Origin of the sequence: Paraburkholderia sp. DHOC27 (genome assembly GCF_003429005.1) — a bacterium.
GTDB lineage: Bacteria > Pseudomonadota > Gammaproteobacteria > Burkholderiales > Burkholderiaceae > Paraburkholderia.
The window spans coordinates 106,561-123,093 of the sequence record NZ_QVQV01000003.1; the positions used below are offsets into that span (position 1 = coordinate 106,561).

General features: G+C 63.7%; 15 protein-coding genes. 10 read left to right on the plus strand and 5 right to left on the minus strand.

Annotated features, from left to right (window positions below):
- Positions 1-26: 26 nt before the first annotated feature.
- The 10 genes from D0B32_RS12465 (at position 27) to D0B32_RS12510 (ending at position 10,930) form a co-directional block, all read left to right on the plus strand.
- Entirely contained in the window at positions 27-1,106 is a 1,080-nt protein-coding gene (locus D0B32_RS12465; RefSeq protein WP_117334299.1) for a PhoH family protein, read from the plus strand.
- Positions 1,107-1,196: 90 nt separating this feature from the next.
- Complete coding sequence (ybeY, locus tag D0B32_RS12470) at positions 1,197-1,685, plus strand: rRNA maturation RNase YbeY (RefSeq protein WP_117334300.1); 489 nt, start codon at positions 1,197-1,199, stop codon at positions 1,683-1,685.
- 15 nt (positions 1,686-1,700) lie between these two features.
- Positions 1,701-2,372: a gamma-glutamylcyclotransferase gene (locus tag D0B32_RS12475; protein ID WP_117334301.1), complete on the plus strand. Its 672-nt coding sequence runs from the start codon at positions 1,701-1,703 to the stop codon at positions 2,370-2,372.
- 236 nt (positions 2,373-2,608) lie between these two features.
- The gene (locus D0B32_RS12480; protein WP_117334302.1) at positions 2,609-3,505 is read left to right on the plus strand and encodes an HlyC/CorC family transporter; all 897 of its coding nucleotides are present in this window, start codon (positions 2,609-2,611) and stop codon (positions 3,503-3,505) included.
- Between the two features lie 34 nt (positions 3,506-3,539).
- On the plus strand, positions 3,540-5,231 hold the full coding sequence (gene lnt / locus D0B32_RS12485; protein ID WP_117334303.1) for an apolipoprotein N-acyltransferase: 1,692 nt from the start codon (positions 3,540-3,542) through the stop codon (positions 5,229-5,231).
- A 140-nt stretch (positions 5,232-5,371) separates the two neighbouring features.
- Positions 5,372-6,379 (plus strand): glycine--tRNA ligase subunit alpha, encoded by a 1,008-nt coding sequence (glyQ, locus tag D0B32_RS12490; RefSeq protein WP_117334304.1) that lies wholly within the window; start codon positions 5,372-5,374, stop codon positions 6,377-6,379.
- A 15-nt stretch (positions 6,380-6,394) separates the two neighbouring features.
- On the plus strand, positions 6,395-8,509 hold the full coding sequence (gene glyS, locus D0B32_RS12495; RefSeq protein ID WP_117334305.1) for a glycine--tRNA ligase subunit beta: 2,115 nt from the start codon (positions 6,395-6,397) through the stop codon (positions 8,507-8,509).
- A 116-nt stretch (positions 8,510-8,625) separates the two neighbouring features.
- Entirely contained in the window at positions 8,626-9,186 is a 561-nt protein-coding gene (gmhB, locus tag D0B32_RS12500) for a D-glycero-beta-D-manno-heptose 1,7-bisphosphate 7-phosphatase (protein ID WP_117334306.1), read from the plus strand.
- A gap of 53 nt (positions 9,187-9,239) precedes the next feature.
- Positions 9,240-9,998, plus strand: a complete 759-nt coding sequence (locus D0B32_RS12505; protein ID WP_117334307.1) for a 1-acyl-sn-glycerol-3-phosphate acyltransferase — start codon at positions 9,240-9,242, stop codon at positions 9,996-9,998.
- 59 nt (positions 9,999-10,057) lie between these two features.
- Entirely contained in the window at positions 10,058-10,930 is an 873-nt protein-coding gene (locus D0B32_RS12510; RefSeq protein WP_117334308.1) for a M48 family metallopeptidase, read from the plus strand.
- Positions 10,931-10,973: 43 nt separating this feature from the next.
- Here the strand turns inward: D0B32_RS12510 and D0B32_RS12515 are convergent, their stop codons facing one another.
- From D0B32_RS12515 to D0B32_RS12535, 5 genes are all read right to left on the minus strand, one after another.
- The gene (locus D0B32_RS12515) at positions 10,974-11,372 is read right to left on the minus strand and encodes a DUF4440 domain-containing protein (RefSeq protein ID WP_117334309.1); all 399 of its coding nucleotides are present in this window, start codon (positions 11,370-11,372) and stop codon (positions 10,974-10,976) included.
- Positions 11,373-11,456: 84 nt separating this feature from the next.
- On the minus strand, positions 11,457-11,843 hold the full coding sequence (gloA, locus tag D0B32_RS12520; protein WP_117334310.1) for a lactoylglutathione lyase: 387 nt from the start codon (positions 11,841-11,843) through the stop codon (positions 11,457-11,459).
- Positions 11,844-11,978: 135 nt separating this feature from the next.
- Entirely contained in the window at positions 11,979-13,652 is a 1,674-nt protein-coding gene (locus tag D0B32_RS12525; RefSeq protein WP_117334311.1) for a long-chain-fatty-acid--CoA ligase, read from the minus strand.
- Positions 13,653-13,695: 43 nt separating this feature from the next.
- Positions 13,696-15,528, minus strand: coding sequence for an alkyl sulfatase dimerization domain-containing protein (locus tag D0B32_RS12530; protein ID WP_117334312.1), 1,833 nt, complete (start codon positions 15,526-15,528; stop codon positions 13,696-13,698).
- 110 nt (positions 15,529-15,638) lie between these two features.
- The gene (locus D0B32_RS12535; protein WP_117334313.1) at positions 15,639-16,328 is read right to left on the minus strand and encodes a TetR/AcrR family transcriptional regulator; all 690 of its coding nucleotides are present in this window, start codon (positions 16,326-16,328) and stop codon (positions 15,639-15,641) included.
- Between the last annotated feature and the right edge of the window lie 205 nt (positions 16,329-16,533).

Consider the following 16,533-nt stretch of genomic DNA (forward strand, 5'->3'; position numbering starts at 1 on the left):
ATTACCGACAGGATCGACCCACCGCCTTGAAGACCACTCAGCAGCATCTGGAATTCACCGCACCGCGCGAAGACAACGCGCGGCTCGCCAACCTCTGCGGACCGCTCGACGAAAATCTGCGGCAGATCGAGCAGGCGCTCGACGTCACGCTGCAACGCCGTGGCCACCGCATCTCGATCCGCGGCCGGGGCGCCAAACTGGCGCTCACGGCGCTCGAGAACTTCTACAACAACGCGCGCGATCCGCTTTCCGTGGACGATATCCAGCTGGCGCTGGTCGAGGCGCGTCATCCGGCCCGCAGCCGCAGCAACGGCGGCAATGGTGGCGCTGGCGCCGAGAACCCGGATGCGCGTTTTCGCCATGACCCGGATCACCCGTTCGACGAACCGGCCGACACCGGCGACGAAGATGCCGCCGAACTCGGTCCGAAGCTTTACACGCGGCGCGCCGACCTGCGCGGCCGCACGCCCGCGCAACGCGAGTATCTGAAGCAGATCGTCTCGCACGACGTGACTTTCGGCATTGGCCCAGCGGGCACCGGCAAGACCTATCTGGCCGTGGCCTGCGCGGTGGACGCGCTGGAGCGCGATCAGGTCAAGCGCATCGTGCTGACGCGTCCGGCCGTGGAAGCGGGCGAGCGGCTCGGCTTCCTGCCGGGCGATCTGGCCCAGAAGGTGGATCCGTATCTGCGCCCGCTGTACGACGCGCTGTACGACCTGCTCGGCTTCGACAAGACCGCGAAGATGTTCGAGCGTCAGATGATCGAAATTGCGCCGCTCGCCTACATGCGCGGCCGCACGCTGAATCACGCGTTCATCATTCTCGACGAGGCGCAAAACACCACGCCCGAACAGATGAAGATGTTCCTGACGCGGATCGGCTTCGGCTCGAAGGCCGTCGTGACCGGCGATACGACCCAGGTCGACCTGCCGCGCGGCCACAAGAGCGGCTTGATCGAGGCGCAGCAGGTGCTCTCCGACGTGCGCGGCATTGCGCTCACGCGCTTTACCAGCGCCGACGTCGTGCGGCATCCGCTGGTCGCGCGTATCGTCGAAGCTTACGACGCGCATTCGCTGAAAACCGCCAGCCCCGCCGATGCGCGTTGAGACCCGCCCGACCGTGCCACTGACGGCGCGCCGAGCGGCGCGTCCGTTCAACACGGTCATCACGTTTGCCACGATACAGCCGCCCATCGCATGAGCCGCACGCCGAAACTGACGTTGAACCTGCAATTCCCCGCTGGCAAGGCGTGGCCGGAGCACAAGACCCTCCTGCCGCGCGCCACCGTGGCCGGCTGGGTCAAGGCCGCGCTCTTCGCCGACGCGGAATTGACGGTGCGCTTCGTGGATGCCGAAGAAGGCCGTACCTTGAACCGCACGTATCGCGGCAAGGACTATTCGACCAACGTGCTGACGTTCGCGTACGCGGAATCGGAAGACGATCCGGTCACGGGTGACCTGATCCTGTGCTGCCCGGTGGTCGAAAAAGAGGCTGAGGAACAGGGCAAGCCGCTCGCCGCGCACTACGCGCATCTGCTGGTGCACGGCACCTTGCACGCGCAAGGCTACGACCACGAGGTCGAAGAGGAAGCGCAGGAAATGGAAGCCATCGAGACCGAAATCATGGCGTCGCTCGGCTTTCCCGACCCGTATCAGGACCCTTACCCGCCCACCCTCGGGGACTAGCCTGCCGGCATCGCCATGAACGCGCCCCTGCCCGTCCCCGACGACCGCCCGCCGTGCCCTGGCTATCCGCCGGTGCTGGGCGAATCGCGGTTGCTGACGGACGAGGAGCTGCACGCGTCGCTGGAACACACGCTGCGCGACTGGGATCGCAAGAGCGATCTGTGGCTGTTCGGCTATGGCTCGCTGATCTGGAATCCGGGGCTGCCGACTATCGAAGGCAGCCGCTCCAGGGTGCATGGCTACCATCGCGGCCTGTATCTGTGGTCGCGCGTGAATCGCGGCACGCCGGAACAGCCGGGGCTCGTACTCGCGCTCGACCGTGGCGGCTCGTGCGTTGGCATCGCCTTCCGGCTCGCCGCCGAAGGGGCGATGCCGCATCTGGAAGCGCTATGGCGCCGCGAAATGGCGATGGGTTCGTATCGCCCCGCGTGGCTGCCCTGCACGCTGGCCGACGGCCGGCGCGTCACCGCTCTCGCCTTCGTGATGCGCCGCGACGTGCCGTCGTACACCGGCAAGCTGACCGACGCCATCGTGCAGACGGTGTTCGGCTGCGCCTGCGGGCGCTACGGCACGACGCTCGACTACGTGAGCCGCACGGTCGCCGCGCTGCGCGAAAGCGGCATGCCGGACCGCGCGCTCGAAGCGCTGCTGGCGCGCTGCCGCGAAGCGGGCAGCGACGGCGGTTGAGGCTTACGGGCTACGCGAGGCATCCGCCATCCAGCGCGGCTCCGCCTCCGCGCCCCGCCGCCGATTTTTGCTTCAGCAACACATCACGTGCCTTTATCCGTTAGGATTGACCCAGGCCCCCTTGCGGCACGGCCGTCATCCTTGCCGGAGCGCCCGGCGGGACACGGTCCTGCCATGTGCGTGGTGTATCCTTAACGCTCTGCAACAGCGCGCCCAGTCTTGCCGGGCGCACCACCATGAACGACACGTATCCCAGTCGACACCGAACTAGCGACAAACCACAGGAAAAGCGCTCCCTGCTTGAGCGTCTGACCGATTTCATCTCGCCCGAACCCGACTCTCGCGGCGAACTCCTGGAAATTCTGCAGGACGCGCACGAGCGCAACCTGATCGACGCGGACTCGCTGTCGATGATCGAAGGCGTCTTCCAAGTCTCCGAACTTTGCGCGCGCGACATCATGATCCCGCGTGCCCAGATGGACGCGATCAACATCGCCGAAACGCCGGCGGATTTCATCCCCTACGTGCTGGAAAAAGCGCACTCGCGCTACCCGGTTTTCGAAGGCAACCGCGACAACATCATCGGCGTGCTGCTGGCGAAAGACCTGCTGCGCTACTACGCGGAAGAAGAATTCGATGTGCGCGGCATGCTGCGCCCCGCCGTGTTCATTCCGGAGTCCAAGCGTCTGAACGTGCTGCTGCACGACTTCCGCGTGAATCACAATCACATCGCGATCGTCGTGGACGAATACGGCGGTGTGGCCGGGCTCATCACCATTGAAGACGTGCTGGAGCAGATCGTCGGCGACATCGAGGACGAATACGATTTCGACGAGGAAAGCGGCAACATCATCGCTTCGCCGGACGGGCGCTATCGCGTGCGTGCGTTGACCGAAATCGAACAGTTCAACGAAACGTTCGGCACGCACTATTCAGACGAAGAAAACGACACCATCGGCGGCCTCGTCACCCATCGCTTCGGGCGCGTGCCGCATCGCGGCGAGAAAGTGCGCATCGACGACCTGATCTTCGAGATCCTGCGCGGCGACGCCCGCCAGATCCATATGCTGCTGGTGCGCCGCGATCCGCTCGCGGGACAGCGCGAGCGCGACGCACAGCACGTGCAGACCTGAGCTTCCTTTTTCACTCCGAAACGACCGCGCAACAATGGCCGACCCGATCACTTCCCGTGCGCGCCGTGGCGTGACGTCTACTGAAACGCAAGCGCAGGCACCCGGCCGTACGTTGCCGCGCTGGCACTACCTCGTGGCATTGCTCGCGGGCGCGGCGAATACCTTGTCGTTCGCGCCCACGCCGCACGGCGGCTGGCTCGAACTGGCCATCTTCGCGTTCTTCTTCGCGTGGCTCACGCGCACCACCGGCTGGAAAAGCGCGGCGCTGACGGGCGGCGCGTTCGGCTTCGGCAACTTCGTCACGGGCGTGTGGTGGCTGTACGTCAGCATGCATGACTATGGCGGCATGGCCGCGCCGCTGGCCGGCGCCGCGCTGGTGCTGTTTTCGCTGTACTTGGCGCTGTATCCCGCGCTGGCGGCAGGCGTCTGGTCGTTTTGCGCAGGGCACGCCAGTAACGGCAAACTCAATGAACTGCCGTTTTCACCCACCTGGCACGGCGCATTTGCGTTCGCCAGCGCGTGGGCGGTCGGCGAATGGCTACGTGGCTATGTGTTCACGGGTTTTCCGTGGCTCGCGAGCGGCTATCCACAAGTGGATGGCCCGTTCGCCGGGTTTGCGCCGGTCGTGGGCGTGTATGGCGTGGGCTGGATGCTGGCCTTGGTGGCAGCGTTGATCGTGCAGGCATGGGTGCGCTGGCGTGAGCCTGTCGAGGCGAACGGCAATGCAGGCAACGCAGGCAACACCCGCACCGCACGCGTGATGCCGCCGCTCGTCGTGGCTCTGGCACTGATCGCAGCCGGGCTGATGCTGCCGTGGGTGGCGTGGACCCAGCCGTCGAATGCGGCGCTCCATGTGCGTCTGCTGCAAGGCAACGTCAAGCAGGAAATGAAATTCGAGGAAGCGGGCATGGTCGCCGCGATCAACGAATATCAACAGATGATCACGGAAAAACCCGCTGATCTGATCGTCACGCCGGAGACGGCCATTCCGGTGCTGATCCAGCAATTGCCGCTGCCGTTCTCACAGGCCGTGGGCCACTTCGCCGACACCACCGGCTCGGCGATCCTGTTCGGCGCGCTGGGCGGCACGGTCACGCCGGAAGGCAGGATCACCGATTTCACCAACAGCCTGTTTGGCATCACGCCGGGCTCGCGCGATCTGTACCGCTACGACAAGCATCACCTGGTGCCGTTCGGCGAATTCGTGCCGTGGGGCTTTCACTGGTTCGTGAACCTGATGAATATTCCACTCGGCGATTTCGCGCGCGGCCCTGCCGTGCAGAAACCGTTCATGGTGCACAACCAGCCGGTCGCCGTGGATATCTGCTACGAGGATATTTTCGGCGAGGAGATCGCACGCTCGATTCGCGAGAGCGATACGCCGGCCGGCGTGCTGGTCAACTCGACGAATCTCGCGTGGTTCGGCGACACGATCGCGCTCGACCAGCACCTGCAGATTGCCCGCATGCGTTCGCTCGAAACCGGCCGGCCCATGCTGCGCGCGACCAACACTGGCACGACCGCCGCCATCGACGCCTACGGCAACGTGATCGCGCGGCTCGCACCGTACACGGTGGGTTCCATCGACGTCATGGTGCAGGGCACCTCAGGCAACACGCCGTACGTGACGAGCGGCAACAACACCGTGCTGGCGGTTTCGCTGTTCCTGCTGGCGTTCGGCTTCGCGTTCGGGCCGGGCATCCGTCGCCGGAATGGAAACCGCTGAACGGGTGGGTGCCGCGCTCCAGGCCAAAAACCCGCCTCGACTGCCCTTTCCGTTAAAATCCACGGTTTAGCACTTTGCTCCACCGCCGCCTCGCGCGCCCTGGCGCTCGCGGCGCGGCCTCCATGCCCGAAAGGCACTTCATGCTCACGTTTCAGCAAATCATCCTGACGCTGCAGTCCTACTGGGACAAGCAGGGTTGCGCGTTGCTCCAGCCGATCGACATGGAAGTCGGCGCGGGCACGTCCCACGTCCATACCTTCCTGCGCGCCGTCGGCCCCGAACCCTGGCGGGCCGCCTACGTGCAGCCGTCGCGCCGCCCGAAAGACGGCCGCTACGGCGAGAACCCGAACCGTCTGCAGCACTACTACCAGTACCAGGTCGTGCTGAAGCCGGCGCCGGAGAACATCCTCGACCTGTACCTCGGCTCGCTCGAAGCGCTGGGTTTCGATCTCAAGCAGAACGACGTGCGCTTCGTGGAAGACGACTGGGAAAACCCGACGCTCGGCGCATGGGGACTCGGCTGGGAAGTGTGGCTGAACGGCATGGAGGTCACGCAGTTCACCTACTTCCAGCAGGTGGGCGGCCTGGACTGCAAGCCGGTGCTCGGCGAAATCACTTACGGGCTCGAACGTCTCGCCATGTATCTGCAGAAGGTCGAGAACGTGTACGACCTCGTGTGGACGGAGTGGGAAGAGCAAGGCCCGAACGGTCCTGAGATGCGCCGTCTGAGCTATGGCGACGTCTATCACCAGAACGAAGTCGAGCAGTCCACCTACAACTTCGAATACGCCAACACCGAGTTGCTGTTCTCGATGTTCAACAGCTACGAGGCCGAAGCGAAGCGCATGATGGAAGTGCCGCTCGCGCTACCCGCCTACGAACTCGTGCTGAAGGCGGGTCACACGTTCAACCTGCTGGACGCGCGGGGTGCGATTTCCGTGACGGAGCGCGCCGCTTACATTGGCCGCATCCGTAACCTGTCGCGCCAGGTCGCGCAGGCCTACTACGATTCGCGCGAAAAGCTCGGCTTCCCGATGCTCGGCAATCCGGTGCACGGTGTACCCGGCCTCACCACTGACGAACAGGACGCCGCGATGCCCGCATGGGCGCCGCCGCTCAAAGTCGAACGCAAGATCGACCCGGACTGACGAGAACACGCACACATGAATCATCCCCAACACGCCACCCTGCTCGTCGAACTGCTGACCGAGGAACTGCCGCCCAAGGCGCTCGCGCGTCTCGGCGACGCCTTCGCCGAAGGTATTGCGCAGCGCCTCGCGGCGCGCGACCTGATCGACGGTGAACTGTCGTTCGAACGCTATGCCACGCCGCGCCGTCTCGCGGTCACGATCAAGAACGTGCGCGCCGTCGCGCCGGAAAAGCACGTACGCGAAAAAGTGCTGCCGGTCTCGGTTGCGCTCGATAAAGACGGTCAACCTACTGCGCCGCTCGCGAAGAAACTCGCCGCGCTCGGTTTCCCCGATTTCTCGGTGAACGATCTGGAACGCGCATCCGACGGCAAGGCCGAAGCCTTCTTCCTGCGTTATGCGGCGCCTGGCGCAACACTCGCCGAAGGGTTGCAAGCCGCGCTCGACGAAACGCTGAACGTATCGAAGCTGCCCATTCCGAAGGTCATGACGTATCAGCGCCCGGACGGCACGAACATCCAGTTCGTGCGCCCCGCGCAACGGCTCACCGCTCTGCATGGCACAGAGGTCGTGCCGGTCTCGGCGCTCGGTGTCGACGCGGACGACACCACGCTCGGCCATCGTTTCCTGTCCGAAGGCTTCGTGCAGATCCAGCACGCCGACGACTACGCGGAAACGCTGCGTCACAAGGGCCACGTGGTGGCGAATTTCGCTGACCGCAAGGAAACCATTCGCACGCACCTGCTCGCGCAGGCCGAGGGCGACGAAGTGGTCATGCCCGAGTCGCTGCTCGATGAAGTGACTTCGTTGGTGGAATGGCCGGTGGTGTACACCTGTCGCTTCGAGGACGAGTTCCTGCAAGTGCCGCAGGAATGTCTGATCCTGACGATGCAGACCAACCAGAAATACTTCGCGCTCACCGATTCGCAAGGCAAGCTGCGCTCGCGTTTTCTGATCGTGTCGAATATCGAAACGGCCACGCCGGGCGATATCGTCGAAGGCAACGAGCGCGTGGTGCGTCCGCGTCTCGCCGATGCCAAGTTCTTCTTCGAGCAGGACAAGAAGAAGACGCTCGCCGAACGCGTGCCGCTGCTGGCGAACGTCGTCTATCACAACAAGCTCGGCTCGGCGCTGCAACGCGTCGAGCGGGTGGAAGCGCTGGCCGGTGCGATTGCCGGTCTGCTCGGTGCCGACCCGGCGCATGTCGAACTCGCGCGCCGTGCCGCACGACTCGCCAAGGCCGATCTGATCACCGACATGGTGGGCGAATTCCCCGAGCTGCAAGGCACGATGGGCACCTACTACGCGCGCCACGACGGCGAGCCGGAAGAGGTCGCGCTCGCCTGTACCGAGCACTACCAGCCGCGCTTCTCGGGCGACGCGTTGCCGTCCACCACCACGGGCACGATCGTCGCGCTCGCGGACAAACTCGAAACGCTGGTTGGCATCTGGGGCATCGGCCTGCAACCCACCGGCGAGAAAGATCCGTTCGCGCTGCGCCGTCATGCGCTGGGCGTGCTGCGTATCCTTGTCGAGAAGCAACTGCCGGTTGATCTCGTCGAACTGCTGCGCACGGCGTATGCCCAATTCGCCGCCGTGCCGAACGTCGCTGAATCGACCCAGGCCATCTACGAGTTTTGCATGGATCGCCTGCGCGGTTTGCTGCGCGAGCGTGGCTATTCGGCCGGTGAAATCGACGCGGTGCTCGCACTCAATCCGACGCGTCTGAACGACGTCGTGGCGCGCCTCGACGCCGTGCGTGAGTTCTCGACGCTCGCCGAAGCAGCGTCGCTCGCGGCGGCCAACAAGCGCATCTCGAACATTCTGAAGAAGTCGGATGGCGCAACGGTGGGCGGCGTGCAACCCGCCCTGCTGCTGGAGCCGGCGGAGAAAGCCCTGTACGCGCAACTCGAACAGGTTGCGCCGCGCGTGCAGTCCCAACTCGCCGCACATGAATACACGGGCGCGCTGACGGCGCTCGCGGCATTGCGCGAACCGGTCGATACGTTCTTCAATGACGTGATGGTGAACGCTGAAGATCCGGCGTTGCGTGCAAACCGTCTGGCCTTGCTCGGCGCTCTGCATCAGCAGATGAATTGCGTCGCGGACATCTCCAGACTGGCTGCCTGATCGCTGTTCATGGCGCGGAGTGAGACTGGCAGAAAGCCGTTCGCTCCGCGCCGAAGTCATAGCCAAGCTGCACCCTAAAAAAGCGTCCCTAACGTTACTGCAACCAGCCGCCGACCATGCCCATCAGCCCGAAGAAAGTCGTTGTCCTTGACCGCGACGGCGTGATCAACGTCGACTCCGACGCGTTCATCAAATCGCCGGACGAGTGGGTCGCGCTGCCGGGCAGCCTCGAAGCGATTGCGCGGCTGAATCAGGCGGGATATCGCGTGGCGATTGCGACCAACCAGTCGGGCATCGGACGCGGCCTCTTCGATATGAACGCGCTCAACGCCATGCATCTGAAGATGCACCGCATGGCCGCGGCGGTGGGTGGCCGTATCGACGCGGTGTTTTTCTGCCCACACACCGCGGAGGATCACTGCGAGTGCCGCAAGCCGAAGCCCGGCATGCTGAAGATGATCGCTGAGCGCTTCGAAGCAGACCCCGAGCACACGCCCACGGTCGGCGACTCGCTGCGCGATCTCGAAGCGGGTGCCGCACTCGGCTTCGCCCCGCATCTGGTGCTGACCGGCAAGGGACGCAAGACGCTCGAAAAAGGCGGTCTGCCGGAAGGCACGATCGTACATGACGATCTGCGCGCCTTCGCGCTCGACTTCCTTTCCGCGGAACACGACTGACACGCCCCGCGTGCGTTTCCGAACCCGACACTCTGCCTGACTGATCCCGCCCGATGCGCTTTCTCCGTTCGCTGCTGCTGCTGGTCTACTTCGTGGTCTACACGATTCCCTACGCGACCGCGTGCTTCATTGCGTTTCCTTTCATGCCCGCCAACCGTCGCTACTGGATGGCAGCCGGCTGGTGCTCGTCGACCCTTGCGGTGGTGCGCTGGCTCAACGGCATCGACTATCGCATCGAAGGCTTCGAGAATCTGCCGAACGGTCCCGCCGTGCTGCTTTCCAAGCATCAATCCGCGTGGGAAACACTGGCGTTCCCCGCCTTGATGCCGCGTCCGCTCTGCTATGTCTTCAAGCGCGAATTGCTGTACGTGCCGTTCTTTGGTTGGGCGCTCGGTCTGTTGAAGATGGTGCACATTGACCGCAAGGAAGGCAAATATGCCTTCGAATCCGTCATCAAACAGGGCAAGACGCGCATGGAAGAAGGCGCGTGGGTGATCATGTTTCCGGAAGGCACGCGCACGCCAACGGGCAAGCAAGGCAAGTACAAAACCGGTGGCGCGCGTTTCGCGGTGGCGACCGGTGCACCCGTCGTGCCGATTGCGCACAACGCAGGACGCGTGTGGCCGCGCAACTCGTTTCTCAAATATGCGGGTATAGTCACAGTGTCGATCGGCAAGCCGATTGAAACGACGGGGCTCACGCCCGATGAAGTGAACACGCGCGTCGAATCGTGGATCGAAGCGGAGATGCGTCGCATCGATCCTGCTGCGTACCGTGCCGAAGCCGGCACGTCCGCCGCCGCTCAACTCTGACGCGCCCACGCCCTCGATGGCGTATTTGCGCCGGGGCGTATTGCCCGAAGCCGAAACCGATGCAGAAGTCTCCCACGTCGCAGCCTGCTGCGGCGCTCGATAGCCGGCAACTCGATCTGCCGCTCTTCGCCGAGCCGGCCCCTGCGCCGTCCTCGCCATTAGCTCCGTCTGCACCGCAGAAGCCGGGCGCGCCACGCGCGCCGGACGGCTCGAAACTGCGCAGCCTGACCATCGGCGCGCAGACGCTGCACTATCAACTCAAACGTTCGTCGCGTCGCTCGATTGGTTTTGCAATCGACAGCAGCGGCTTGATGATCACCGCCCCACGCTGGGTCACGCTGGCCGACATCGAAACCGCCATCACCGAGAAGCAGCGCTGGATTTTTGCCAAGCTGATCGAATGGCAAACGCGTGTCGAGCAACGTGCATTGCCGCGTGTGGACTGGAAGGATGGCGCCGAGGTGCCGTATCTCGGTCAGCCGGTGCGGGTGCGGCTCGGCTCGCCGCAAGGCACGCTCGCCTTCGATGCCGAACAGGCCGCGCTTGCGTTGCCGTTGCCGCTGCAAGCCGATCCGCAGCAGATCAAGGACCGCGTGCAAGGCTGGCTGCAAGGCGAAGCCAAGCGGTTGTTCGGTGAACGGCTCGCGTTTTACGCGGAGAAGCTGGGCGTGAGCTATCGCGCTTATGCGCTTTCGTCAGCGGCGACGCGTTGGGGCAGTTGTTCCAGTGACGGCAAGATTCGTCTTAACTGGCGCCTGATTCACTTTCCGCTGTCGATCATTGATTACGTCGTCGCGCACGAACTGGCGCATCTGCGTGAGATGAATCACAGTCCGCGTTTCTGGGAGACGGTGGAGTCGATCTTTCCGGAATTCCGTGAGGCACGGCAGACGCTGAAACATCATCCGCCTGAGTTGCTACCAACCTTGTAGCGGGCAAAGCCACGCACGCCTTTGCGCACGCTTTTGCACACACTCACTGCGCGCAGAACGTTTCCTGTAGATGCCGCCAGATCACCTTGCCCTGTGCGTCGCGTTCGAGCACAGCGGTCGAGCGGCGCAGCGTGCCTTCGCCGTGCCCGTGTCTTTGATGTTCTTTGTAAGTCACCACGGCGCCCGACGGATATTGCGCGACCATCACCATGTCGGTCATGGTGATTTCGAAACCCGGGTACTGTCCGCCATTGGCAGCGAAGATGGCGTGCAGCGCCGCGTGGTCCAGCGTTTCGCCGTTCGGCAACACCATCGAAAATTGCGGCGAGAAGCGCGCCATCAGACGCTCGAACACGGCAGCGTCCGCCGCGCTGTTGTACCAGGCCTGCACGTCGGCGTTGATGTCACCGAGTTCAGCAAAGTAGGGATTCACTTCCTGCATGATTCGGTCCTCGGCCCTGCTCTCTGGTGTTCGCTTTAAGCGCCGCATACTCGTATCGAGCGTGCGGCGCATCAGAAACACGGCTTATTTCTTCTTCTGGATGAACTCGATCTTGTAGCCGTCCGGGTCCGTCACGAAGGCGATGACCGTGGTGCCGTGCTTCATCGGACCGGCTTCCCGCACGACCGTGCCACCCTGCGCCTTGATCTTGTCGCATGCCGCGTAGGCGTCGTCCACTTCCACCGCCAGATGACCGAAGGCCGTGCCGAGATCGTACGACGGCGTGTCCCAGTTGTGTGTCAGTTCGAGGACGGTGCCGTCCTTCTCATCTTCATAGCCGACAAACGCCAACGTGAATTTGCCTTCCGGATAGTCGTTGCGGCGCAGCACTTTCATGCCGAGGAGTTCGGTGTAGAACTTGATCGAACGGTCCAGGTCGCCGACCCGGAGCATGGTGTGAAGCAGGCGCATGGTGTACTCCCAGTTGCGAAATAACGAGGACGTAAATGTACCCGGAAACACGCAACATTGCAGGGCGTCCTGCGAGCGTGCGAAGTCATTCTGCACGTCCGGCCGGCATCTTTCGTCACCCTTTGTCACCTCTCCTCAGCGGTGCTGCGCCTCAGCCCGTGCTTCGTCGCGCAAGGTGCGCCGCAGGATCTTGCCCACGTTGGTCTTCGGCAACGCGTCGCGGAATTCGATCTGCTTCGGTCGCTTGTAGCCGGTAAGCTGTTCCTTGCAGAACGCGAAGATATCCGCTTCGGTGAGCGCCGGATCGCGCTTCACGACGTAGAGCTTCACCACCTCGCCTGCCTGCTCGTCCGGCACGCCCACGGCGACCACTTCGAACACACCGGGATGCGCGGCCACTACGTCCTCGATTTCATTCGGATAGACGTTGAAGCCCGACACCAGAATCATGTCCTTCTTGCGGTCCACGATGCGCACGAAACCCGTTTCGGTCATCAGCCCGATGTCGCCCGATTTGAAGAAGCCATCGGACGTCATCACGGCGGCAGTTTCGGCTGGACGATTCCAGTAGCCCGCCATCACCTGTGGTCCGCGAATGCAGATTTCGCCAGGCTGACCGAGCGGTACTTCGTCACCGGCATCATCGCGGATCGACACTTCCGTGGAGGGCAACGGCAAGCCGACCGTGCCGCTGAACGCCGTGGCAAGCGGTGAATTTGTCGTGACGCATGGCGACGTCTCCGACAAGCCGTAGCCTTCGATAATCGGCACGCCGGTCAGCGCCTGCCACCGCTGCGCCACCGCTTGCTGCACGGCCATGCCGCCGCCGGTGCATTGCACCAGCTTGGAAAAATCGAGCGTGGCGAAGGTGGGCTCGTTGAGCAGCGCGTTGTACATCGTATTGACGCCGGGAAACGAGTTGATCGCGTAGCCCTGCAACGCCTGCACCATGCCGGGAATGTCGCGCGGATTGGGGATCAGGATGGCCATGCCGCCGCAGCGCATCGACAGCAGGCCGCACACGGTCAAACCGAAGATGTGATACAGCGGCAATGCGACCACGGTGATGTAGGCGCCAATATCAGCACGGTCTTGGTACGCCGGTGCCCGCCACGCTTCCGATTGCAGAATGTTCGCGATCAGATTGCGATGCAACAGCGTCGCACCCTTCGATACGCCCGTCGTGCCGCCGGTGTACTGCAGCACGGCGACTTCATCGGCGCGCGTCTGGGCCGGCGTGAAGCCAGCTACCGCGCCTTGTGCGAGCGCGTCGTTCAGTGTCACGCGGGTGCTGGAGGCGGCCGCCCCCGCATCGGCGGGAGCGGCGAGCGTAAGCGGTGCGCCCATCATCTCGCCCACCGACGTCACCACCACATGCCGCACCGCAGTGCGCGCCTGCACGGCCTCCAGCGTGTTCACGAAGGCATCAAGCACGACGATGGCCTCCGCGCCGCTGTCGTTCAACTGATGTTCCAGTTCACGCGGGGTGTAGAGCGGATTCACGTTCACGACCACGTAGCCCGCTCGCAGGATCGCGGCCATCGCGACCGGATATTGCAGCACGTTCGGCAGCATCACCGCGATCCGTGCGCCGCGCACGAGCCCTTGTGCCTGAAACCACGCAGCCAGATGACGCGACTGCGCGTCGAGCTGCGCGTACGTCAATTCGCGCCCGAGGCAGACAAACGCGCGGGCATCCGCATAGGTGCGAAAGCTGTGCTCCAGCAGGTCCGTGACGGAGCCAAACTGCGTCACGTCGATCTCTGCCGGCACGCCCGGCGGATACGCTTTCAACCAGATCTTGTCCATCGTCTTCCTCCTTCTTCCTTCTTCCCTCGTCTACGCGCGCCGTCTAGCGGCCCGCGAGCGCCGGCATACGCCGCGCGGGGCGGTCGAAACTATCGAAGAACGCTACCGCCTGTTCGCGCGTGCCATGTTCCAGCTTGATGGATCCGCTTTCGAGCGCCAATGGCAATTGCGTGGCGCAGTCGCGCAGCAACGCGTACAGGGCGGCGGTGTCGAGTGCGAGCGTCAGGTCCGTGGCGTCTGCATTGGCGCTGATGGCGCGCTCGTGAATCTGCAGCACGCCGCGTCGCAATTCGAGCGCGAAGGTCTCGTCGCGATCGGTGATGCGCAACACCAGCGTGGCGTGCAGATCGGCACAGCGGGTGGGGTCGATGCACACGCTCAAGCGCTGCAACACGTTGCGCAGCGGTTGCGCGCGCAACACATCCGTCGAGGCGAGACTCGAACTTCCCGCAAACGGGAGTTCCTCGTAGGCACGCTCCAGTTCACGCGCGGCGCTCAGATACCAGTTGCGCCAGTTGGTGTTTTCCGTGCGGTAACCCAGTTCGCGCAGCGCGTTGGCCTTGATGCCGCGCGCCTCTGCATCGTCGACGTCGACGCGCACCAGCAGCGTCGCCAGTTCGGCCGCCCAGCGCCAGTCCTGATCGCCCAGCGCGACATGCGCGGCCGCGCGCACCGCGTCGTGACCGCCCATCATCTCGACCATGCGGCGGCTGCGCTCGGCGCGCGGCAGCGGATCGAGCGACGCCGGATCGCCGTCGAACCAGCCCAGTTGGCCCGAATAGACCTGTCGCACCGAATGCTTGACCGTGCCGTAGTATTCGCCGAGCCACGCGTGCTGCGCGAGATGCGGCGGCAGCGCGGGAATCGCTTCGGCGAGTTCGTCGGGAGTCAGGCCGAGGTTCATGTGACGGATCGTCTGATCGTGAATGAACTGGATCGCATCACGATACACCGTCAGCACATCCGCGACCGCTGCGGCTCCCGACACCGGACGACCATGCGCCGGCACCATATGCGCGGCGTTGAAGGCGCGCATCATGTCGATGGTCTGATACCAGCGCACGGGGTCGCGATAGCGCGTGCCGCGCAGCGTATGCACGTTGGCGAGACACTCGCCCTGAATCACTTCCGCCGACAGCAGCACGCCGAGGTCCGGCAACCACATCACGATCTCATCGTCCGCTTCGGACGGCGCGTAGCGGAACTCGAAGCGCACGCCGGCCAGCGTGATGTCCAGCGTGTCGTCGAACACGCGCGTGGGCGCAAAGAAGCTCGCCGGTTCAGCGATGAGCACGGGGCCGATACCTGCATTCACCTTGCCGGTCGCGCCGGGTGGCAGCAGCGTGCCGAAGCTGTATGCCGAGCGCGTGGCGAGAATCGGCGCCACGAGGTTCGCATTGTTGATCACCGTATCCATCAGCGTGCGGTGCGCGATGATCTCGACACGGCCCGCTTCGAGAGCGGCCTCGTCCACGAACGCGCGCACGCCGCCGGTGTGGTCGGTGTGATTGTGCGTGTAGACGACGGCCTTCACCGGCAGCTCGGCGTGACGCGGGTCGATGGCGCAGAAGTCGGCATAGATGCGCTTCGCCGCCGACACCGCTTCGGTTGCATCCACGACCACGATGCCGTCGTCGCCCACCACGAAAATGATGTTGGCGATGGCGTAACCCACCGCGCAGTAGACACGCTCCGCGACCCGATAAATCCGCTGCGCCATGCGGCGTGAGTGCTCCGTGAGACGAGGCGGCACCGTGGGTGCAGCAATCGCATAGGCGAGGTTGACGCCCGCGTCGAACGCGACGTCTAGCGGATCGCCGACGTGCGGCGCATCAAAAGCAGGATTACGAACCATCTCGGGGCAACATGCGGACATACAGTGTCTCCTTGAACGACCTCGCCGCCGCACAGACGAACGACGAGTTGAAACTTAAAAATCGGAATTTGAATTCCGTTTTACAGGCAAAAAATTTTTGTTCGATTGATTTAACTCTCAGGTATCACGAGGCAACGGCGAAATTGGGTTTGCAGCCAGGGACGCAGCCGTCGGTTCGACAATGACAGTGGACCAGGATCGTTCAGGATGATGTTGACCAGCATGCCGTTGATCATCTGCACCGACGCGCGCACGTCGAACTCCAGCTCATCGGCTGTACGCGCCTGCGCGCCAGCCGCATCTTGCAGCGCCTTGACGAGAATCGGTACGAACAGCGTCAGCACTTCGCGATTCGCTTCGCGCGCGGCATCCCAGCTTGGTTTGAGCTGCGACGAGCGCAGCAGGGACGCGTGGTACAGCCCCCGGTTGCGGCGGAACGCCTGCACGTAGAAGGCCACCACCGAATCCGCCAGCGCGCCGGCATGATTGGAACGCCATACGGGGTCACGCTCCACCAGATCGCGCGCATACGCGATCCCTTCGGCCATGACGCGTTCCTGCACGACCTCGAAGAACGCATCCTTGTTTTCGAAGCGCCGGTAGAACGCGCCAATCGAAGTATCCGCGCGTTCGACGATGTCGTTGATGGACAGTTCGTCGAGATTGCCGCAAGCCTCGATCAATTCACGTCCGGCCAGCAGCATCCTGGCGAGCCCCGCCTGACTGCGCACCTGAAGCGGCGCGCCGACGCCTGCGGTACTGGACGCGACGCGGCGTTTGTGGGGAGGAACGGTAGTCATGCGACGATCAACTCTCTAACCAGACGGGTGCAGCGAGGAACCAGAATGACGGCGTAGCGATGGGTGCGACTCGCTCACGCCGACAGGCAAACCGGAATCCGGATTCCGAATCGTGGGCGATTGCCGCAGCTTTGTCAACGCACCCAGGGAAAGTCCCGTGCGGCAAAGAAAGGTAAAACGAGGGTCGAAGCAGGGCGGGATGGGC